The following is a 20,518-nucleotide window of genomic DNA, read 5'->3' as shown; positions in this document are numbered from 1 at the left end:
GCTGAATGTGTCGATCACTGTCGGGCTCCTTTTGATGTGTGATGTGTACAGACCAGCAGATGTTTCAGCGGAACGTGCCGGGCGCCCGGAATAACAGAGGCTGCGGGCGCGCAGGTCGACACTGCAAACTATCGAAGGTAAACAATTGCGGGCGCTCAATCAGGTAGCCCTGAGCGTAGTCCACGCCGATCTCAAGCAATGCCTGCTCGATGTGCGGCGTTTCGACAAACTCGGCAATAGTGCGCTTACCCATGACATGGCCGATGTGGTTGATCACTTCGACCATGGCGCGGTTAATCGGGTCGTCCAGCATATCCTTTACGAAACTTCCATCGATCTTCAGGAAGTCTACAGGTAAATGTTTGAGGTAGGCGAATGAGGACATTCCGGCGCAAAAGTCGTCCAGGGAGAAGAAACAGCCTAAGGCCTTGAGCTCATTGATAAAACGAATCGCACTGCCGAGGTTTGAAATGGCGCTGGTTTCGGTGATTTCAAAACAGATCATGCTCGGCGGAATGCCATAGGCGTTGAATTTCTCCCGCAGGAAGCTCAGGAAGTCGTCATCGCCGATGGTGATGCCCGACAGGTTGATCGCACACATCGCCATGGGCCTGCCCGGTCGCTCGATCATGCAACGGGCAATCAGCTTGAATACGTTCTCCACCACCCAGCGGTCCAGCGAAGTCATCAACCCATAACGCTCGGCAGCCGGGATAAAGCTGTCGGGCAAAATGATCCGCCCCGCTTCGTCGTGCAGGCGCAACAGGATCTCGATATGCCCGGCACCCGCCTCGGTATGGCCCAAGGCTGCGATCTCCTGGGCATACAGGCAGAAGCGGTTCTCCTCCAAAGCCATGTGCAGGCGCTGGATCCAGGCCATCTCGCCAAAGCGCAAGGACAACTCGGAGTCATCGGCGTGATAGACCTGCACCCGGTTACGCCCCTTTTCCTTGGCCATGTAGCAGGCCATATCCGCGGCGCGCAAAGAAGTTTCAAGAGTGGTCGGGATGTGCGAGATATGGACCAGGCCGATACTGACCGTGGTGACAAACGGCCGGCCTTTCCAGACAAAGTGCAGGTTTTGCACGGTGCGACGCAGACTTTCGGCGATTTTCTCGGCCACCAGTGGCGGACAGTTCTCGAGCAGAATGCCAAACTCATCGCCCCCGAGGCGAGCCAGCGTATCGCCTTCGCGCAGGTCCGATTGCAGCAGCGCGCAGATATGCCGCAACAACTCATCGCCCGCCGCGTGACCACAGGTGTCGTTGACCAGCTTGAACTGGTCCAGGTCGAGGAACATCAAGGCATGCCCCGACTGCTGGCGCCCGATGCCATGCAACACCTGCTCCAGGCGGAATTCAAATTCACGGCGGTTGGCCAGCCCGGTCAAGGCATCATGGGTCGCCTGCCAAGACAGGTTGGCAATGTATTGGCGCTCTTGGGTCATGTCGTGCAACACCAACACTGCCCCGCTGACCTTTCCGGCACTGCGGATCGGGGCACCTACCAGGGTCACGGAGACCGTGCTGCCATCCAGACGCTGGATCAGCTTGGAGTGTTCGCTGCCGCCGGTGAGTTGACCGCCAAGAATATGCTCGATCAGGGCAAACCCTTCGGCCTGGGCGTTTTCATCCAGCAGATTGAACAACGCCGCCAGGGGCAGGCCCTGGGCCTGGGCAGCCTTCCAGTGGGTCAGGGACTCCGCCGCCGGGTTCATATAGGCGATAGCCCCGTCGACATCGGTGGTAATCACTCCGTCGCCGATGGACTCCAGGGTGATCTGCGCCCGCTCCTTCTCCACTTGCAAGGCATCGGCAAACGCATGGCGCTGGGCCAATAGCTTGCGGGTGCGCAACAAGGCCAGGGCAATCAGGCCGAGGGCGGTGGCCAGGTTAGTGATCAGCAGCAGGCGCAGAATCATCCTTGAGCCTTCACCCAGGGCATCGCTGAAAGCCTTGGCCGCCGGCGTCACGCTATCGTTGATGGCGATGATGCGTTCTTTCCAGGCATGGATGTCGGCGCTGGTGGCTTGGTTGGCAAGGATGTCCCGGTGCATTTCCTGCGCCAGGTCGTCGAGTTGCACCAGGTAGCCATCGCCCACGGTCCACAGCTCGATGGCTTTTTCCAGGTAACTGAAATGGCGGAAATTAAGGTACAGCCAGATCACGCTCGACACGTCATCCGGATGGTTGCCGCCCTTGAGGATCCCCTGGCGCGCGGCCGCCAGGTCAGGGTTGGGGCGGTCCAGGGCGATGCGCAGCTCGTGCCCGCCCTGGGGCACGGCAATCGCGTTCTGGTATTTGAGAAAGGTCTTCTGGTCGCGGTTATCGGCGTACAGGGTCAGGTAATAGATGGCATCTTTCTGGCCCTTGGACCACAGGCTTTCGCCCGCCACATAACCGCGCACGGCCGAGAGCATATAGAGGCTGACGCAGCCCAGTAATGCCTGGAACAGTACAACCGCAATAAAAGGCCAGACAATGCCCAGCAAACGGGGTGTTCCGAAAGTTCGCTTCTGCTTCATGAGATCCCTTGCATCAGCACAGGCGAGTAAAAACTGCTCCTGACAGCACAGCCGAGGCCAAACACGATCCCTCCAGGATCGGTACCGGGATCGTTTCAGCGAACTTGTTGCAAGTGTCCGTAAAGCTTGGCGTACAAACCGCCGTCGGCTATCAGCTGCTGGTGGTCGCCGTCTTCGGCTATATGCCCACCGTCAAACACCAATACCCTATCAGCCTGCTTCACCGCCGACAAACGGTGAGCAACGATCAGTGTAGTACGCCCACTGAGAAACCGCGCCAGTGCCTGGTGCAGGTTGTATTCGGTGGCCGCATCCAGGGCCGAGGTGGCTTCGTCGAGGATCACCACTTTCGGCTCGGCCAGCACCATCCGGGCAATCGCCAGGCGTTGGCGCTGGCCGCCGGACAAACGTACGCCCGAGCGCCCGACAATACTGTCCAGGCCCTGGGGTAACCCCTTGACCGTAGCATCCAACTGGGCAATTTCAAGGGCCTGCCAGCAGGCTTGATCACTGCGCTCGCGGCCCATGGTCAGGTTGGCGCGCACCGTGTCGTTGAACAGTGCCGGATGCTGCAGCACCACCGCGACATGCTCGCGGATGGTTTCCAGGCCAATCGCCTGCTGGGTTGCGCCGCCGAAGCGGATCGTGCCCGCCTGCGGGGTGTAGAGCCCCAGCAGTAATTGCACCAGGGTACTTTTACCGCCGCCACTGGCGCCGACAATCGCCACCTTCTCGCCGGGGGCGATGACCAGGTTCAACTGATTGAGCACCAGGTCTTCGCCATAGCCAAAGTCCAGGCCCTGCACCTCGATACCCACGGTTTCGCGCCCGGTAAACGGATCTTCGCCCCCTGCGTATTGCGGTTCGTCGGCGCGGGCCAACAGTTCGTTGATCCGCGTCAGCGCGCCACCGGCTGCGTAGTAGGCGTATTGCAGGTTCAGCAGTTGCTCCACCGGGCCGATCATGAACCACAGGTAGCTGAACACCGCGAGCATCTGGCCGATGGACAAGTCGGAAAACAGCACCGTGAGCATCGCCGCCGCGCGGAAGATATCAATGCCGAACTGGAACAGCAGGCCACTGGCGCGGCTGGAGGCGTCGCTTTTCCACTGGGAGTTGATGGCAAAGTCGCGCACTTCCTGGGCACGCTGCCCCAGGCGCCCGAGGAAAAACCCCTGGCGATTGCCGGCGCGCACTTCCTGGATGGCATCCAGGGTTTCTGTCAGGGCCTGGGTAAACCGCGAGGTACTGTCGTTTTCGAGCTTTTTCAGGTGTTTGACCCGCTTGCCCAACTGCACCGTGGCGTAGATCACCAGGGGGTTGAACAGCAGGATCAACAGGGCCAGCTTCCAGTGCATCCACATCAGGATCCCGGAGGTGCCGACCAGGGTCAGGGTGGCCACCAGGAACCGGCTCAAGGTTTCCCCGACAAACTTGTCCACCGTGTCCAGGTCGGTGACCAGGTGTGTGGTCACGGTGCCACCGCCCAGGCTTTCGTATTCACTCAGGGAAATACGCTTGAGCCGCTCGATCAGACGCACGCGGATGCGGTAGACAATGTCCTTGGCCAGCCCCGCAAACAGGCGGGCCTGGACCACGTTGAACACCAACGCCGCGCAGCGCAATACCAGGGTAATCAGCAGCATCAGGCCGATATACCCGGCAGCCTGCTGCCAGGCCGTCGGCAACGCGTGGTTCATCACCTGCAACGCCGCATCGCCATTGCCCAGCAGCACTTCGTCCACCAGCAACGGCAGGAGCAAGGGAATCGGTACGCTGCACAGGGTCGCCAGTACGGCGACACCGTTGGCAATCCACAGGGATTTTTTATGGCGCAGGGCCAGGCGACGGATTTCTGCCCAGGTCAGCCGATCAACCCGTGGTGTTGGCTGATCATGCACAGGCAGCTCGCTCCAGCCAGCGACCGAGCAGCGGCGACAGCTCGGACAGCGGCTGGTAGCCATTGGTCAACAACGCCAACTGGCCATTGCGTTCGGCCAGCAAGGTCGGGAAACCGGCGATGCCCAGGTCCTGGACCCAAGTGAAGTCGGCGGCCGTGGCGGCATGTTGTTCGGCGCGGTCAAAGGCCTCGGCAAACTCGATACGCGGCACCCCGGCAGTCTCGGCCAGCTCCACCAGCACACTGGCGCGGGTCACATCGCGACCCTCGACATAAAAGGCCTGCTGGATCAGCCCGAGCAAGGTCCAGGCGCAATCCGGCGCCAGGCCACGCGCAGTGACCAGGGCCCGGCAGGCCGGCTCGGTGTCATACACAAACCCTTCAGGCAAGGCGCCCTCCAGGCGGAACGGCTGGCCCGTGGCCTCGGTCACCGCCTGCCAGTGCTCCAGGATATAGCGCCGAGTAGTCGGTTCCAGCGCCGCACCACTGCCGGTACGCAAGCCGCCCACCACCAGGTGCAATTCCACGCCAGCCGCCTGGGCCTGCTCAACCAGGGCCTTGGCCACTGGGGCAAAACCCCAGCACCAGGAACACATCGGGTCCATTACATAGAGCAGGCGCGCAGACATGGTTCAAGCCTCGGTGGATGATTGCTTGTAGTTGTAACCAATCGGGTGCGGCATATTGCGGGCCTTGGCCAGCTCGATCTGCTTCTGGCGGTCGATCGCACTGCGACGGGTCTTCTCGGACAGCTTATCCCAGCAGTGCGGGCAACTGATGCCGGCCACGTAGTGCTCGGATGCGCGGTCCTCTACGCTAACCGGTGTACGGCAGGCATGACATTGATCGTAGTCACCTTCGCTCAAGTCGTGGCGCACGGTCACGCGGTTATCGAAGACAAAGCAGTCGCCCTGCCATTTAGTCTCTGCCTGGGGCACCTCTTCGAGGTATTTGAGGATGCCGCCCTTGAGGTGATACACCTCGTCAAAGCCTTCGCTGAGCATATAGCTCGAGGCCTTTTCACAACGAATCCCGCCGGTGCAGAACATCGCGACTTTCTTGTGCTTGGCCGGATCGAAGTTGGCTTTGATATAGTCGGGAAATTCGCGAAAACTCGTGGTTTTCGGGTCGATTGCGCCCTCAAAGGTGCCGATCGACACTTCATAGTCGTTACGGGTGTCGATCAACAGCACTTCTGGATCGCTGATCAACGCGTTCCAGTCTTGCGGATCAACGTAGGTACCGACTTTCTTGTTCGGGTCGACGCCTTCGACGCCCAGGGTCACGATCTCTTTTTTCAGCTTGACCTTGGTGCGGTAGAACGGCTGCTCATCGCAGTACGACTCTTTGTGGTCGATATCGACCATGCGTGGGTCGTTCTTCAACCAGGCCATCAGGCCATCAATGCCTTCGCGGCTACCGGAAACGGTGCCGTTGATGCCTTCTTCGGCGATCAGCAAGGTGCCCTTGATGCCGTTGTCGACCATGGCCTGCAACAGGGGCTCACGCAGGGCGACGTAATCTTCGAGGGTGACGAACTTATACAGTGCCGCCACGACGATGGGGTGTGTCATGGGTGTTCTCTCCAGGTGGCTACCCTCGTAAAGGGTGAACCGGATGCAAAAAAAACGCGCCGACTGAGCGGCGCGTTGCGGATTCTAGCAAAACATAGGCCCTTGTAGCAGCCGGATATCAGTGTTTGCTACCGCCAGCGCAGGTCGGCGAGGCCGGGGCTGCGTCGGTTTTTGCCCATTCTTCAGGCGTGTAGGTATGCAGCGCCAGCGCATGGAACTCGCTCATCAGGTCGCCCAACGTGGCGTAGACCTTCTGGTGGCGCTTGACGCGGTTGAGCCCGTCGAACTGCTGGCTGACCAGCACGGCCTTGAAATGCGTCTGCAATCCACGGCTGTGCATATGGCTTTCGTCCAGCACACTCAGGTGTTCCGGGCTCAGGGCTGCAAGTGCCGATTCAATACGCTGCTGCATGGTCATTGCTTACTTCTTCTTGGCGGGTGCGGCTTTGGGGGTCAGCTCGTTGGTCATGTCTTCCAACAGCTTGTTCACGACAGGTACCGCGCTTTCCAGCTTGGCCTGGGTCAACTGGGCCGATTGCTGGGTCAGTTGCGGCATTTTCTCCAGGACTTTCTTGCCCAGTGGCGACTTGTAGAAGGCAACCAGGTCTTTGAGTTCGGACTCGCTGAAGTTGCTGGTGTACAGCTTGACCATGTCCGGCTTGAGCTTGTTCCAGCCAATGGCCTGGTCCAGGGCGGCGTTGGCCTTGGCCTGGTAGGTGTCGAGCACGGTTTGCTTGGCGGCAGGCGCCTTGGTCTGCTCGAAACGCTGGGCGAACATTTGCTGCACTTGCATGTACACCGGGGTGCCCAGCTTGTCCGCGTGAGCCAGGGTCAGGAAGGCTTCGGCACTGGCGTTGTGGCTGGCGGTATCGGCAAAAACCTGGCCGCTGGCACAGACCAGAGCAACCGCGGTACAGATGGCACGAAGACGAGTCATCGAGTTTCCTTTCTAGCAGGCGAGGTAATACCCCAAGGGCGACCATTCTGCGCCTAAAAAACGCTGGCACTCAACCCCACGCCTTATAGCGCCTGGTTTTGCGGGGGGTTGGCCGATGAAATGGCTTTTATGGAACCCAATCGCCCCCCCAGGGCCTAAACTGCGCAAACCGACTACAAGGAGAGTCCCTGCGATGAGCCGTATCGAAACCGACAGCCTGGGCGAAGTACAAGTCCCGGATGACGCTTACTGGGGCGCACAGACCCAGCGTTCACTGGTCAATTTCGCCATCGGCGAACAACGCATGCCACTGGCGGTCCTGCACGCCCTGGTCCTGATCAAGAAAGCGGCGGCGCGGGTCAACGACCGCAATGGCGACCTGCCCGCCGATATTGCCCGGCTGATCGAACAGGCCGCCGACGAAGTGCTCGACGGCCAGCACGATGACCAGTTCCCCTTGGTGGTCTGGCAGACCGGCAGTGGCACCCAGAGCAATATGAACGCCAACGAAGTGCTCGCCGGCCGCGCCAACGAGCTGTCGGGCGGGCCCCGTGGCGGCAAGAGCCCGGTACACCCCAACGATCACGTCAACCGCTCCCAGAGCTCCAACGACTGCTTCCCCACCGCCATGAGCATCGCCACGGTACAGGCGGTGCACGAGCAGTTGCTGCCGGCGTTGCGCGAACTGTCTGGCGGGCTGGCGGAGTTGTCGGCGCGCCATATGAAGCTGGTCAAGACCGGCCGCACCCATATGATGGACGCCACGCCGATCACCTTCGGCCAGGAAGTCTCCGCGTTCATCGCCCAACTGGACTATGCCGAGCGCGCCATTCGCAGCGCCCTGCCCGCCGTGTGCGAGCTGGCCCAGGGCGGCACGGCGGTAGGCACCGGCCTGAACTCGCCCCACGGCTTTGGCGAGGCGATTGCCGCAGAAATCGCTGCGTTGTCCGGGCTGCCGTTTGTCACTGCGCCCAACAAGTTCGCCGCATTGTCGGGCCATGAGCCGCTGACCACCCTGTCCGGCGCCCTGAAAACCCTGGCCGTGGCCTTGATGAAAATCGCCAACGACCTGCGCCTGCTGGGCTCGGGGCCACGCGCTGGGCTGGCCGAAGTGCGCCTGCCGGCCAATGAGCCGGGCAGTTCGATCATGCCCGGCAAGGTCAACCCGACCCAGTGCGAGGCGCTGTCGATGCTGGCGTGCCAGGTGCTGGGCAACGACGTGACCATCGGCATTGCCGCCAGCCAAGGGCATTTGCAGTTGAACGTGTACAAGCCGGTGATTATCCACAACCTGCTGGAGTCGATCCGCTTGCTGGCCGATGGCTGCCGCAACTTCCAGGAACATTGCATCGCGGGCCTTGAGCCCGACGCCGAGCAAATGGCCGCGCACCTGGAACGGGGTTTGATGCTGGTGACCGCGCTGAACCCGCATATCGGCTATGACAAGTCGGCGCAGATTGCCAAGAAAGCCTATGCCGAAGGGCTGACGCTACGTGAAGCAGCGCTGGAGCTGGGCTACCTCACCGATGCCGAATTCGACCAGTGGGTACGCCCGGAGAATATGCTCGAAGCCGGGCATTGACCTAAAGGTGGGCCAACCTTGCGCGCCGGGCCTTGAGCCCGGCGATCAAGGACGGCGCCAACGCCACCGACGCCGACCCCAATACCACCAGCACCGCACCGCCGTAACCCAGGCCATTGATCTGCTCGGCATGCACATAGTCAGGCCACAACCAGGCGGCAATCGCCACCGCCACAAAGGTCACCAGCGGTGTAATCGCCAACGTCGCACTGACCCGCGACGCTTCCCAGTGAGCCAAGGCTTCGGCAAAGGCGCCATAGGCAATCAGCGTATTGAAACAGCACGCCAGCAACAGCCAGCCTTGCAATGGGCTCAGTTGCAGCGCCTCCATGGGATGTACCCAGGGCAACAGGAGAAATGCGCAAGACAGGTAAATCACCATCATCACCTGCAGTGAATTCCACACCGTCAGCAATTGCTTCTGGCCCAGGGCGTAGAACACCCAGATGGTGGTCGCCAGCAGAATCGTCAGCACCCCGGCGGTGTAAGTGCCCAGGGATGTCAGCAGCTCCGCCAGGCGCTGGTTGAAGAACAGTGCAAAGCCGATGATCAGCACCAACAGGCCTACCCCCTGCCCCAGGCTGAAACGCTCCTTGAACAGAAACACACTGGCGATCATCAAAAAGATCGGCCCCATCTGCACCACCAGTTGCGCCGTGCCGGGGCTCAACATCTTCAGCCCCACCAGATAGAGCACGTAGTTGCCCAGCAGCCCACACACCGCCATCGCCACCAGCCAGCCACCGCGCTTGCCCAAGACTTTCGGGCTGGGCAGACGCTTGACGGCGGCCAGATAAACGAACAGGCAACTGCCGGACACCATCAGGCGAAACCAGGTCACTGTGATCGGGTCCATCACCTGCAGCACCTGTTTGAGCTTGATCGGCAGAATGCCCCAGAGCAGCGCGGTCAGCAGGGTCAGGGATAAACCGTAGACCCAGCGGCCGGAAGAGATGTGCATGAGTGCCCCAAGAGCCAGAGGTAGAGGAAGCCGCATTCTAGGGGGATGTGGGTGGACCTTGGCGAAGTTTTTTATCAGGCATACCGCAAATCAACTGTGGGAGCTGGCTTGTGTGGGAGCTGGCTTGCCTGCGATGCAAGCACCTCGGTACATCAGTTGCATCGCGGTGACGCTATCGCAGCATGGGTATCTACACAGCTATCCTCTGGGTATGTGTACATATCCATTGCTGCGGTCACGGCCGCTATTGGTTCCGCTCTTACAGCGGGTCACTTTTGGAAAAGAGCCCCAAAAGTAACCAAAAGGGCTCCTGCCCCACCACTCGGTGCCTCGCCTAGGCTCGGCATGCCCGCAGTCAGGCATTGCTCCGTGGGCCCGCCGCGATCGGCCATCCATGGCCGTGTCGCGGCTACCCCAGCATCCATGCCGGGGTGCCCACTGCGCAATGCCTGCCTGCGGCCATCGTGGTTTAACGGGGCGCCTAAGATCAAGATCAAAAGCCAGATCAAAAGCAGAGCCAGAGCACGAAGCTGCATTTAATAATTGGGCCCCCAGGGCCAGATCAGCGCACAGCTTCAAACAGCCCGGTTGCCCCCATCCCGCCACCCACGCACATGGTGACGATGCCATAACGCAAATTGCGCCGTTGCAGCTCCCGCACCAGGTGCCCGACCTGCCGTGACCCGGTCATGCCGAACGGGTGACCAATGGAGATCGAACCACCGTTGACGTTGTACCTGGCATTGTCGATCTCCAGACGATTGCGCGCATACAGGCACTGGGACGCAAACGCCTCGTTGAGCTCCCACAGGTCGATGTCCGCCACTTGCAGGCCACGGGCCTTGAGCAATTTGGGCACCGAGAACACCGGGCCGATGCCCATCTCGTCCGGCTCGCAGCCGGCCACGGTAAAGCCACGGAAAAACGCCTTGGGCTTGAGCCCCAGTTCCAGGGCTTTTTCCAGGCTCATCACCAGGGTCATCGACGCGCCGTCGGACAGTTGCGATGAGTTACCCGCGGTCACCGAACCATCCTCGGCAAACACCGGCTTGAGCCCACTCAGGCTGGCCAGGGTGGTGTCCGGGCGGTTGCAGTCGTCGCGATCGACCACGCCGTCGAGGATCTGCACCTCGCCGGTGTGCTTGTCCTCGACCTTGTACTTGACCGCCATGGCCACGATTTCATCGTCGAACAGCCCCTCGGCCTGGGCCTGGGCGGTGCGCTGCTGGCTTTGCAGGGCGTACAGGTCCTGCTCTTCGCGGCTGACGTTATAGCGGCGGGCAACTATTTCGGCGGTCTGGCCCATGGGGAAGTAGATGCCCGGCACCTGCTCCTTGAGCAATGGGTTGATCAGGTTGTCGGTATTCACGCTCTTCATGGTCAGACTGATGGACTCGACACCACCGGCGACAATGATGTCGCTGCACCCCGAGGCGATCTGGTTGGCCGCGATGGCAATCGCCTGCAGCCCCGATGAACAGAAACGGTTGAGGGTCATGCCGGCGGTGCCGGTGCCCAGGCGCGACAGCACTGCCACGTTGCGGCCGATGTTGTAGCCCTGGGCGCCTTCGTTGGAGCCGGCGCCGACAATGCAATCCTCGACACTGGCCGGGTCGATGCCACTGCGTGCCAGCAAGGCGTTGACGCAATGCGCGGCCATGTCATCAGGGCGGGTCTGGTTGAACTTGCCGCGAAAGGACTTGGCCAGGCCGGTTCGCACGCTGTCGACGATCACTACTTCACGCATGGGCTACCTCGATCTTGTCGTTATTGGGAGACAGATCGAGGATAGATCCAGGGCCCGGCGATCGCGACGATCATTCACCTGGCGTATGCAAAAGCATGGCGCTATTTGTGCTTCTTCTTTTTGTCGTGCTTGTCGGACTTGGCGAACGCCTCTTCCAGCGCCAGGTTGATGGTGCGCAATACCTTGACCCGTGCCCAGCGCTTGTCGTTGGCCTCCACCAGGGTCCAGGGCGCGATCTCGGTGCTGGTGCGGTCCACCATGTCGCCCACCGCGGCCCGGTAGACATCCCACTTGTCGCGGTTGCGCCAGTCGTCTTCGGTGATTTTGAAGCGCTTGAACGGGATCTCTTCCCGGGCCTGAAAACGCTCCAGCTGGGTCTGTTTATCAATCGCCAGCCAGAACTTGACCACGATCACCCCGGCGTCGCGCAATTGCTCCTCGAAATCATTGATCTCGGCGTAGGCGCGCATCCAGTCGGCCGTGGTGCAAAAGCCTTCGACCCGCTCCACCAGCACCCGGCCATACCAGGAGCGGTCAAACACGGTAAACATGCCCCGCGCCGGGATCTGCCGCCAGAACCGCCACAAGTACGGCTGGGCGCGCTCGTCTTCGGTGGGCGCGGCAATCGGCACGATGCGGTACTGGCGCGGGTCCAGTGCCGCCGCCACGCGGCGGATCGCCCCGCCCTTGCCCGCCGCGTCATTACCTTCAAAAACCGTGACCAGCGCGTGTTTGCGCATGCGTTTGTCGCGCATCAGGCCCGAGAGCCGCGCCTGTTCGGTAATCAGTTGCTCTTCGTAGTCGTCCTTTTCCAGGCGCTGGGTCATGTCCAGGCTGTCCAGCAGGCTCATCTGGTCCACCGAGGATGGCAAGGGCGCCGGATGGATGCCGCTGGCCCTGGCCTTGGACAGCTTCAGGGCATTTTGCAGGCCCTCCAGAAGGATCCTGGCCACGGTCAGCCCGCGGTAGTTGGCATCCACGCCTTCGATCACATGCCAGGGTGCATAGTCACGGCTGGTGCGGCGCAGCACGCGCTCGCCGAAATGCACAAACTTGTCGTAGGTCTCGGACTGCTGCCAATCCAGCGGGCTGATACGCCAGCTGTGCAGCGGGTCGTCCTGCAGGGCCTTGAGCCGCGCCTTCATTTGTTTCTTGGAGAGGTGGAACCAGAACTTGAAGATCAGCGCCCCTTCATCGCACAGCATCTGCTCCAGGCGCTCGGCCCCGGCAATGGCCTGGTCCAGGCGTGCGTCCTTGATCTGGCCATGGACCCGCGCCTGCAGCATCTGGCTGTACCAGTTGCCGAAGAACACGCCCATGCGCCCCTTGGCCGGCAGTTGTCGCCAGTAGCGCCAGGCCGGCGGGCGGGCCAGTTCTTCGTCGGTCTGCTGGTCAAAGGTGCGCACCTCGATCAGGCGCGGATCCATCCATTCATTGAGCAGCTTGACGGTTTCGCCCTTGCCGGCGCCTTCGATGCCATTGATCAGCACGATCACCGGGAAGCGTCCCTGCTGGTGCAACTCGAACTGCGCTTCCAGCAAGGCCTCACGCAAGGCCGGGACTTCAGCGTCGTAAGTGTCCTTATCGACGGCGTGACCAATTTCGGCGGATTCAAACATGGGCGACTCCCTTCCAAGATGGATCAAGACTAGCGGATTGGGCAGCACGGCGGGCAAGCAATTCCACGCCACTTGCCGTGGATCAATTGACCGGGCTGCGGCTCAGACCTCGGGCACGTAACAAATATCCAAGTCATGGTGCTTCATTACTTCCTCGGTCAATCGCTCCACCACCTCGTCGACGGCTTGCCGGCGCGGCGCGCGCAGGGCTTCCATCTGCGCGAGGTATTCCCCGTCGGTGAGGCTCTGGCTGCTCTCGAAAAGTTGTTGCTGGCGCGCATCGAAGGGTTGCGTCGCCGCGAGGAATGTCGCGGGAAATTGCTGCTTGAGGTGAGCTTGCCAGAACGACAACTGCGTCAGGAAACGCAAGAGTGCCGGCGACAACTCTGCCGTGCGCACCTGGGAATGCGCGGCGTCCAGCCCCTCACGGGTCACATTGGCAAACGAGACATACTGCGCAAACTTGGGCTGCCCCGGCAGCTGCGTGAATGTGTGGGTTAAATCGTCCTGTACCGACATCAGCAATGTCCCTTATTGCCTAGGGTTGAACGCCTAACGATACCCTGCGCCAACCCGCCGGATTAACGCTGATTGTTGATCGAATCGGGGGCTATCGCCGGGAGTTTTTCCATGTATGAAGTAGCCGGCTAACACCCGGTTCAACCCTGCCCCCCGTGATCGACTAGAATGGCCGCCTTGTCTTTGCCGAGTTGCCCATGAACCCCGTACAGCCCAATGCCCAGCTCGACTGGGACGACCAGGGACGCCCACGCTCGCGGGTGTTCGACGACGTGTATTTCTCCGACAAGTCGGGCCTGGATGAAACCCGCTACGTGTTCCTCGAGCAGAACCGCCTGCAGGAGCGGTTTGCCGCGCTGCCCGTGGGCGGGCGCCTGGTAATCGGGGAAACGGGGTTTGGCACCGGGCTGAACTTCCTGTGTGCCTGGCAGCTGTTTGAGGAGCACGCGGTACCGGGCGCGCGCCTGCATTTTGTCAGCGTGGAAAAGTACCCGCTGCGCCACGCCGACCTGCAACGCGCCCTCGCCCTCTGGCCAGCGCTCAAGCCATTGGCTGACCAATTGCTGGCGCAGTACGTCGCCATTCATCAGGGCTTCCAGCGCCTGATCCTGGCGAACGGGCGCGTGACGCTGACCCTGCTGATCGGCGATGCCCTGGAGCAACTGCCGCAACTGGATGCGCAGATCGACGCCTGGTTTCTCGACGGTTTTGCCCCGGCGAAAAACCCCGACATGTGGACCGCCGAACTGTTCGCCGAGCTGGCACGGCTGGCGGCCCCGGGCTCGACCATCAGCACCTTTACCAGCACCGGCTGGGTGCGACGCCTGCTCAACAGCGCCGGGTTCAAGATGAAGCGCACACCGGGCATTGGTCACAAGTGGGAAATCCTGCGCGGCGAGTTTCTCGGTTGGCCGGCCGACGCGCCGCTACCGGCCCCGATCAAGCCCTGGTTCGCCAGGCCGACGGCCCTCAAGGGAGAGCGCCGCGCCCTGGTGATCGGCGGCGGCATGGCCGGCTGTACCAGTGCTGCGAGCCTGGCCGCACGGGGCTGGCAGGTGAGCCTGCTGGAACGCCATGAAGGCCTGGCCCAGGAGGCCTCGGGTAATCCGCAAGGGGTGCTCTACCTCAAGCTGTCAGCCCACGGCACCGCCTTGTCGCAGATGATTGTCAGCGGCTTCGGGCATACCCGGCGCCTGCTGGAACACCTGCAACGAGGGGTGGATTGGGACGCTTGTGGCGTGCTGCAACTGGCGTTCAACGCCAAGGAGGCCGAACGCCAGGCCCAATTGGCCCAGGCATTTGCTCCGGACTTGCTGCACCTGCTGGACAGGGATCAGGCCCAGGCCCGAGCCGGGGTCGGCCTGGCGTATGGCGGGCTGTTTTTCCCCGAGGGTGGCTGGGTGCATCCGCCCGCCCTCTGCCAGTGGCAGGCACGCCAGCCGGGCATCACCGTGCACGTGCTGCATGAAGCCCTGGAACTGCGCAAGGTAGACGAGCAATGGCAGGCCTGGGACGGTGACAGGTTGCTGGCCAGCGCCCCCGTGGTGGTGCTGGCCGGGGCGGCCGAGGTCAAGCGTTTTGCCGCCAGTGCCGAGCTGCCCCTTAAACGTATTCGCGGGCAAATCACCCGGTTGCCGCAGACCGCCGACAGCCAGGCGCTGGCCACGGTGGTCTGTGCCGAAGGCTATGTCGCGCCGGTCCGCCTGGGCGAACACACCCTGGGCGCCAGCTTTGATTTCAAGAGTGATGACCTGGCGCCGACCGCTGCCGAGCATGCCGGTAACCTGGCGCTGCTGCAGGAGATTTCCCCGGACCTGGCCCAGCGCCTGCGCGCCGACAGCCTGCCCCCACACACCCTGGAGGGGCGCCGCGTTTCGTTGCACCAGCCCGGACTATCTGCCGATTGTCGGGCCGCTGGTCGATCCCCAGGCGTTTGCCCAGGCCTATGACGCCCTGCGCAAGGACGCCCGGCATACGCCGGACATCGCCTGCCCATGGCTGGACGGCCTGTACGTCAACAGCGGCCACGGCTCACGGGGCCTGATCACCGCCCCCCTGTGCGCCGAACTGTTGGCCGCGTGGCTGGACAACGAACCGCTGCCCCTGCCCCGCAGTGTCGCCGAGGCCTGTCATCCGAGTCGCTTCGCCCTACGCGCGTTAATTCGCAGCAACGTGACGAAAAAACCTCAGTGAGCACTCCCTCAAACGGCCGGCGTTAGCTCGCAGGTGCCCAGGTCGTCGAGTTTCAACGCCTCATGGGTCAGGCGTTCAAGCTCGGCGAGCTCCGCCTTTTCCTGCTCATCCTGTATCTGGCTCATCTGACTCCGGTAGTCGGCGTCAGCCAGCGTCTCTCGCTGCGCCCACACCGCCTCGACGCGCTCACCGAAGGGCCGGTTCAGGGTGTCGAATGAACCGCTATGGATGCGCCGCAGATAACTGCTCCAAAACGGCAGCTTCACCACATACTTCAACAACTGCGGAGAAAGCTCAGCCATCTTCAACTGCATTTCAGCGAGCGTCAGCATATGCTCGGTCACCCCACCGAGACTGGCATAGCGCATATGGCGGGGTTGCCCGGGCAGATGAAAGCGCCCGGCCAACCCGGTGCGATAAGCCAGGCTGACCTCCAGCGGATCCAGCATCGGGTGCTCGGCGCTATGGCTGCGGGCCATATGCTCCAGTCGGTCGAGGCGAAACAACCCCTTGGCCAGCCTCAAGAGCGGCTTGGCCGTGACCTGACCGCCCACCACCCGCTGCGAAGCCTGGTGGATTTCAACCAGCACTTCCAGGTTACTGAAACTCACTGCAGCAGCATCATCACAGTTCAGGGGCGTGGCCGCCCGTTCAAAGATCTCTTCGCGCAGCCGGGCATCCATCGCCGCGGCGTCCAGCACGCGCCAGACACGGCGGCCCATGTCCTCCTGCACGTGGGAGGTATCTGCGACACTGCCCAGGCCGGCCAGCAGCTTGAACAGAGCGTCGGAGCCCAGCTCATCCTTGAGTCCGGTCCAGGTCTCGACCCGCTCGGCGTAGCGCGCCATGCGCTCATCCCCCAACCATAAGTCCCGGGCGGTCTGCTCATTGAGCCGGGCGATATCGTCCTCCATAAAGCCCATGCCCACGCCAAGGGTGTCCCGGTAGTTCTGCAACAGCAGGCGGCTGGGGGAGTCCAGCGGGTTATGGCGCAGGTTGATGATTTCAGCGTGCTGGCGTGGCACCTCGAACAACCACTGCGGCAAGGTGGCGAGATCATTTTCCCGCAGGTCCAGGTGCTCCAGATAAGGCAGACGCATAAAGCCGGAGGGCAAGCGCTGAAGCCGGCAATTGCGCAAGACTAGGTGACGCAACTCAAACATGTTGCTGACCAGCGGCGGGTCTACCAGGGGGTTGTTGCTCAGGTCCAATACCGTCAACCCTCGCAGGTCACCGAGTTTGGTCCGCGTATATTCCGTCAGTTGCAGTTGGTTATTGGCCAGGTACAGCCGACGAAGGTGCTTCATCTGCTGCAGCACTTCCGGCAGTCGTGTCACCTGGTTGTCCGTCAACTCCAGAGTATTCAAGCCTTTGAAATGCTTGAGGAAGTAACCAACATCATCGTTGAGCCCCATGTTCCTTAACGACAACTGGCGAACATGCTCGAACTTGACTTCGGGCGGCAAGGTCGGCAATGCCCCGATCACCATGCCATCGAGGGAAAGATTCGGGACTTGCCGATGGGACTCATCCGGGATCAGCGAGGCATATTGCCAACTGCGCTCGATGAGCTGGACGGCCTGGTGACGGGCCAGGCGGTAGTCCCGCAGGGCAACGTCCGAGCGCCCCTGCCCGCCCCCCTCCCTGGCCCACACCTTGAGCGTTCGATGCAGTGCTTCATATTGCTGCTCAAGAGCACGCACGGCTTTGGCCCGGGACAGCGGATCGTGACCCAAGTCCTGCAAAAAGGTCGCTATGCGCCGCTCATCAAACAAGGGGTAGAGCTTGCGGACCTTGCGCACCAGGCCGGCGGGTTGTCGCGGCGGCTCCACGGGCATTGCTTGCACGCACGACACAGGCGGATCTTCGGGCACCGGCCGTTCCGGCCATAGATAACGGCTAATCCGGCGCCGCTCATCCTGGGCCTTGCCAATCAGGCTATTGCGCAAATGGCTGGCCCTGCCGCTCGCGGGCAACTGCAGCTGGTCGAGCTCAGCGGGAGGCAAACTGTTAAGCAACGCCTCATAGAACCCCTCCGGGCCCTCGGCCATCGGCCCCAGCGGCGCACCTTGTCCGTTGTAGGCGCGCCACCCCAGGTTCGACTGGACCAGCGTGCGAGTGGTGGCGGCAGATGCGTTGCCCACCTGCCCCATGACACTGCCGTCCAAGCTCTCCTGGCGTATTTGCATCAACACATCTTCGGGCCAGCCCGGAACCCGCGGCAGTAACCCCAGCGCTATACGCCGAGTGGCGTCGGTGGCCAGTTCCGGCAGGTACAGACCGCTCAGGGCATCGTCTTCGTTAAGTATTTCCAAGGTCTCCCGCACCCATTGGGCGATCCGCAAAGGCACCCGCCCGGTATCGCGCAGCCGCCAACGCTCGGCCGTGGAGGCCTGGGTCATGATTTCCCAGGCAAGCCGAATGGGCAGTTGCGGATAGCGATGCTTGAGCACGCCGTGATCGGTCTGGTCGGGAAAGTCGACATCGGCACGCAGCCTTTCGTAAACCGCCTGGTGATTGTCCTTGAGTGAAGCGGTCAGCCGCCGCGCCAGCACCTCTTGCGCCTCTTCTGGAGGGAAGGTGCCGCCGAGCAGGCGCGCGGTCTCCTCGGGGTCGAGGGCCTCCAGTAGGCTGGACAGGACTTGCCCGTGTTTCAGATGCCCCGTGGTGATGTGGATGCTCAGGTCTTCGTAGTCGAAAGGCGCGGTGTCGGGATGACGCTCCAGCAGGTACCCCTGCTCGTCCAGCAGTTCGAAAAACCGCCCCTGGGGCCAGCCTTCCATCAGCGGCAGGGCCAGCATCTGCACACGCGTGGTCGCCGCGTCGAGCGGTGCCTGATGCTCCATCTGCCAGATCAGGTCGCGAACCTCCTGATTCTGCCTGAAGCGCAGCGCACGTTCGCGCAAGCGCTCCGGCAATGGCAGGTTTTGCCTGGCTATTTGCTGCAGGCGGGGCAAGGTCGCGTCAGTGATGGCGGCGATATCCCGCAGATGCCCGGCTGGAAGGGTACCGAGGCTGGGGTCCAGTCGGCCCAGGACATAGTCCGGGTTCTGCCATTCTTGCGGTTGTTCGAACGAGAACTGCCAACCGCCCTGGTAGTTGTGGACCAGGGGCGGTCGATACGCTGAATCACGCTGCGGATGTCGGGCCCGCCAGCGGCCGGTACCGGAGTCAAAGACAACCGAGTAGGTCGAACCGTCGACATTGACGTAGGACTGGCCGTGAGCCTGGTAGACCCCACGGGGACTGGCAACCGTCCCTTCGAGCGAAACGGTGTGGCGGTACGGCTCGGTGCGGCTGCGCCACAAGCGCGTGGTTCTATCCGGCATGCGCACCGCCTCGAACCGTTCGTAAAACCCCGAAGCCGGCGGCGTGGTTCTCCAGAGCCGGCCGGCCACTTTTGCACCCGCCGCGAACAACGCCATGGCCGCGAGGTTCTCAGCAATGTTCGTCAGGTGCCGAAGGGCACCGAGTTTGTCCTGGTGTACCCAGTCATCCACCCCTTCGAACACTTCCCCAAGCAGTTGCCCGACCGCCACGCCCGTCATCAACTGGCCCAGTACCGGCACCACAAACGCGGCGACGTTGAGTACCGTCAAGCCCGCATCCAGGTAATCCTGGGTGCGCTGGCGGCGTGCGTCGTCATCGGCCTGGGCATTGGGAACGGCGAGCACACGGGCATCAATCTGGATTTTGCCGACACCGGCATTAAAAAAGAACGTCGAAAAATTATCCGTTACAGGTAGCGGTTCTACGCGCACCAGGAGGTTGTACTGCTCAAACCGCTGAAAAAAACCGAAACGCTCGGACTCGTCCAGGTAGCCCATGAAGAAGTGTCGATAACGACTCACGTGGAGCTTGAGGCTGAGGTAAAGCTTGAACTGCTCCAGGGACACGTAGCGGTACCACGGCCGCACGGGCTCATTGGGCATGTACACCACGATCGGGCCGTTGGAAAACCCATCGGGGGAGGCGCCGGAAAACACCAGCACGCCCCACAGGCACGCCCCGTCGATGTTCAAGCCTTGCCAGGTCAGCGGTTGGTTGTTGAACCACAGCTGCCGGGTGCTGCTGGCGGGCATGTCCGCCTTGACCAGGCCCAGCAACAGCTCACGGGTCGGTTGATCAATATCGCCTTTGGCATAGGCTATCTGCAGGTCGATCAGCATATCCATGCACCGGGACTGACCCATCGTCCTCACCGCCGGGCTATAACCGCCGTCCGGGTCCGTCAGGTTGAACACCTCGCGCACATGGGTTTGATAGGCCTCCCCCAGATTCAGCTCGCGGCAGTAGCCGATAAATGTCTGGGCGCTGATATCTTGCGCAACCCTGCGCTTTGCCCCAACGCGGACCACGGCATTGATCGGTATGCCTCCCGGTTCGGCCCCGGCCTGGGAAAAATTCTGCATCGCCGCTTGCAGCAGGCTGTGTTTCTCCAGGGTAACGGTCTGCACCAGCATGCCGCCCAGGTCCGGATTGACTCCCCTGAAGGTACGCCTGGGGAGCTCCAGCGAGTCGTTCTCGATATCCAGCTGAGTGTGGCCTTTGGCGGCCAGAAACGCCGTGAGGCGTTCGGTACAGAACGCGTCCAGAGGGGTCAGACGGCTCAGCAGCCGTTGCAGGTTTGCCTTGGGCCGCTCGCTGTCGGCATACGCCTGCTCAATGGCCTGGAGTGCCTGGGGATCGGCCTTGACCAGCCAGGCGGGCAACGTGTCATGCAAGACCTGCGCTTTATCCAGGTCGCCGGTGCTGTCCAGCAGCGCCTTCATCAATTCGTCCGAGGTCACAGGCTGCACAGCCTGGCTCAGCTTTGCTGTTTGCGTCATTCGCAACGGTCCTTAATCGCGTTGAACATGACGCATCACCATAAGCTCCCCTGCACCGCAGAAGGGTTCAAATAGCTGGGGGGTTGCCCTTGGAAACGCGCCACTATTTGCATCAGAGCCAGACCTAATTACC

12 protein-coding genes and 1 pseudogene are annotated in these 20,518 nt (G+C 61.8%); 2 read left to right on the top strand and 11 right to left on the bottom strand.

What is annotated here, in order from left to right; genetic code table 11:
• Positions 1 to 64 precede the first annotated feature (64 nt).
• The 6 genes from K1X80_RS10230 to K1X80_RS10205 all read right to left on the bottom strand — a co-directional run bounded on the left by K1X80_RS10230 (position 65) and on the right by K1X80_RS10205 (position 6,935).
• Complete coding sequence (locus tag K1X80_RS10230; protein ID WP_057958893.1) at positions 65 to 2,524, bottom strand: EAL domain-containing protein; 2,460 nt, start codon at positions 2,522 to 2,524, stop codon at positions 65 to 67.
• A 95-nt stretch (positions 2,525 to 2,619) separates the two neighbouring features.
• A complete protein-coding gene (locus K1X80_RS10225) occupies positions 2,620 to 4,425 on the bottom strand; it encodes an ABC transporter ATP-binding protein (protein ID WP_120732334.1) in 1,806 nt (601 codons plus the stop codon).
• Complete coding sequence (locus K1X80_RS10220) at positions 4,418 to 5,020, bottom strand: DsbA family protein (protein ID WP_169961215.1); 603 nt, start codon at positions 5,018 to 5,020, stop codon at positions 4,418 to 4,420. The genes K1X80_RS10225 and K1X80_RS10220 overlap by 8 nt, the downstream gene beginning before the upstream one ends.
• Positions 5,021 to 5,056: 36 nt before the next feature.
• Positions 5,057 to 5,998 (bottom strand): rhodanese-related sulfurtransferase, encoded by a 942-nt coding sequence (locus K1X80_RS10215; protein WP_057440777.1) that lies wholly within the window; start codon positions 5,996 to 5,998, stop codon positions 5,057 to 5,059.
• A 118-nt stretch (positions 5,999 to 6,116) separates the two neighbouring features.
• Positions 6,117 to 6,416: a BolA family transcriptional regulator gene (locus K1X80_RS10210; RefSeq protein WP_198799788.1), complete on the bottom strand. Its 300-nt coding sequence runs from the start codon at positions 6,414 to 6,416 to the stop codon at positions 6,117 to 6,119.
• Between the two features lie 3 nt (positions 6,417 to 6,419).
• Positions 6,420 to 6,935: a DUF2059 domain-containing protein gene (locus K1X80_RS10205; protein ID WP_057958889.1), complete on the bottom strand. Its 516-nt coding sequence runs from the start codon at positions 6,933 to 6,935 to the stop codon at positions 6,420 to 6,422.
• Positions 6,936 to 7,128: 193 nt separating this feature from the next.
• On the opposite strand from K1X80_RS10205, the gene K1X80_RS10200 reads away from it, so the two are divergent.
• Positions 7,129 to 8,517: a class II fumarate hydratase gene (locus tag K1X80_RS10200; protein WP_057440775.1), complete on the top strand. Its 1,389-nt coding sequence runs from the start codon at positions 7,129 to 7,131 to the stop codon at positions 8,515 to 8,517.
• 1 nt (position 8,518) lies between these two features.
• On the opposite strand, the gene K1X80_RS10195 is transcribed toward K1X80_RS10200, so the two are convergent.
• The 4 genes from K1X80_RS10195 to K1X80_RS10180 all read right to left on the bottom strand — a co-directional run bounded on the left by K1X80_RS10195 (position 8,519) and on the right by K1X80_RS10180 (position 13,363).
• Complete coding sequence (locus tag K1X80_RS10195; protein WP_057958888.1) at positions 8,519 to 9,478, bottom strand: DMT family transporter; 960 nt, start codon at positions 9,476 to 9,478, stop codon at positions 8,519 to 8,521.
• Between the two features lie 562 nt (positions 9,479 to 10,040).
• On the bottom strand, positions 10,041 to 11,225 hold the full coding sequence (locus tag K1X80_RS10190) for a thiolase family protein (RefSeq protein ID WP_057958887.1): 1,185 nt from the start codon (positions 11,223 to 11,225) through the stop codon (positions 10,041 to 10,043).
• Between the two features lie 101 nt (positions 11,226 to 11,326).
• On the bottom strand, positions 11,327 to 12,844 hold the full coding sequence (pap, locus tag K1X80_RS10185; protein WP_057958886.1) for a polyphosphate:AMP phosphotransferase: 1,518 nt from the start codon (positions 12,842 to 12,844) through the stop codon (positions 11,327 to 11,329).
• A 102-nt stretch (positions 12,845 to 12,946) separates the two neighbouring features.
• Positions 12,947 to 13,363, bottom strand: coding sequence for an NEL-type E3 ubiquitin ligase domain-containing protein (locus K1X80_RS10180; RefSeq protein ID WP_057958885.1), 417 nt, complete (start codon positions 13,361 to 13,363; stop codon positions 12,947 to 12,949).
• 197 nt (positions 13,364 to 13,560) lie between these two features.
• Between K1X80_RS10180 and mnmC the strand changes: the two are divergent.
• A pseudogene (gene mnmC / locus K1X80_RS10175) lies at positions 13,561 to 15,556 on the top strand (bifunctional tRNA (5-methylaminomethyl-2-thiouridine)(34)-methyltransferase MnmD/FAD-dependent 5-carboxymethylaminomethyl-2-thiouridine(34) oxidoreductase MnmC).
• 8 nt (positions 15,557 to 15,564) lie between these two features.
• Here mnmC and K1X80_RS10170 read toward each other — a convergent pair.
• On the bottom strand, positions 15,565 to 20,385 hold the full coding sequence (locus tag K1X80_RS10170) for an NEL-type E3 ubiquitin ligase domain-containing protein (RefSeq protein WP_220172869.1): 4,821 nt from the start codon (positions 20,383 to 20,385) through the stop codon (positions 15,565 to 15,567).
• Positions 20,386 to 20,518: the final 133 nt, after the last annotated feature.

It is taken from the genome of Pseudomonas sp. So3.2b, assembly GCF_019464415.1.
GTDB lineage: Bacteria > Pseudomonadota > Gammaproteobacteria > Pseudomonadales > Pseudomonadaceae > Aquipseudomonas > Aquipseudomonas shahriarae.
The sequence above is the reverse complement of the archived record's forward strand: the minus strand, read 5'-3'. Positions and strand labels throughout refer to the sequence as shown.

Coding starts and splice junctions, on each gene's coding strand:
- K1X80_RS10230 (WP_057958893.1), bottom strand. CDS start 2,524: ATGAAGCAGAAGCGAACTTTCGGAACACCCCGTTTGCTGGGCATTGTC.
- K1X80_RS10220 (WP_169961215.1), bottom strand. CDS start 5,020: ATGTGTTCCTGGTGCTGGGGTTTTGCCCCAGTGGCCAAGGCCCTGGTT.
- K1X80_RS10215 (WP_057440777.1), bottom strand. CDS start 5,998: ATGACACACCCCATCGTCGTGGCGGCACTGTATAAGTTCGTCACCCTC.
- K1X80_RS10210 (WP_198799788.1), bottom strand. CDS start 6,416: ATGACCATGCAGCAGCGTATTGAATCGGCACTTGCAGCCCTGAGCCCG.
- K1X80_RS10205 (WP_057958889.1), bottom strand. CDS start 6,935: ATGACTCGTCTTCGTGCCATCTGTACCGCGGTTGCTCTGGTCTGTGCC.
- K1X80_RS10200 (WP_057440775.1), top strand. CDS start 7,129: ATGAGCCGTATCGAAACCGACAGCCTGGGCGAAGTACAAGTCCCGGAT.
- K1X80_RS10195 (WP_057958888.1), bottom strand. CDS start 9,478: ATGCACATCTCTTCCGGCCGCTGGGTCTACGGTTTATCCCTGACCCTG.
- K1X80_RS10190 (WP_057958887.1), bottom strand. CDS start 11,225: ATGCGTGAAGTAGTGATCGTCGACAGCGTGCGAACCGGCCTGGCCAAG.
- pap (WP_057958886.1), bottom strand. CDS start 12,844: ATGTTTGAATCCGCCGAAATTGGTCACGCCGTCGATAAGGACACTTAC.
- K1X80_RS10180 (WP_057958885.1), bottom strand. CDS start 13,363: ATGTCGGTACAGGACGATTTAACCCACACATTCACGCAGCTGCCGGGG.
- K1X80_RS10170 (WP_220172869.1), bottom strand. CDS start 20,385: ATGACGCAAACAGCAAAGCTGAGCCAGGCTGTGCAGCCTGTGACCTCG.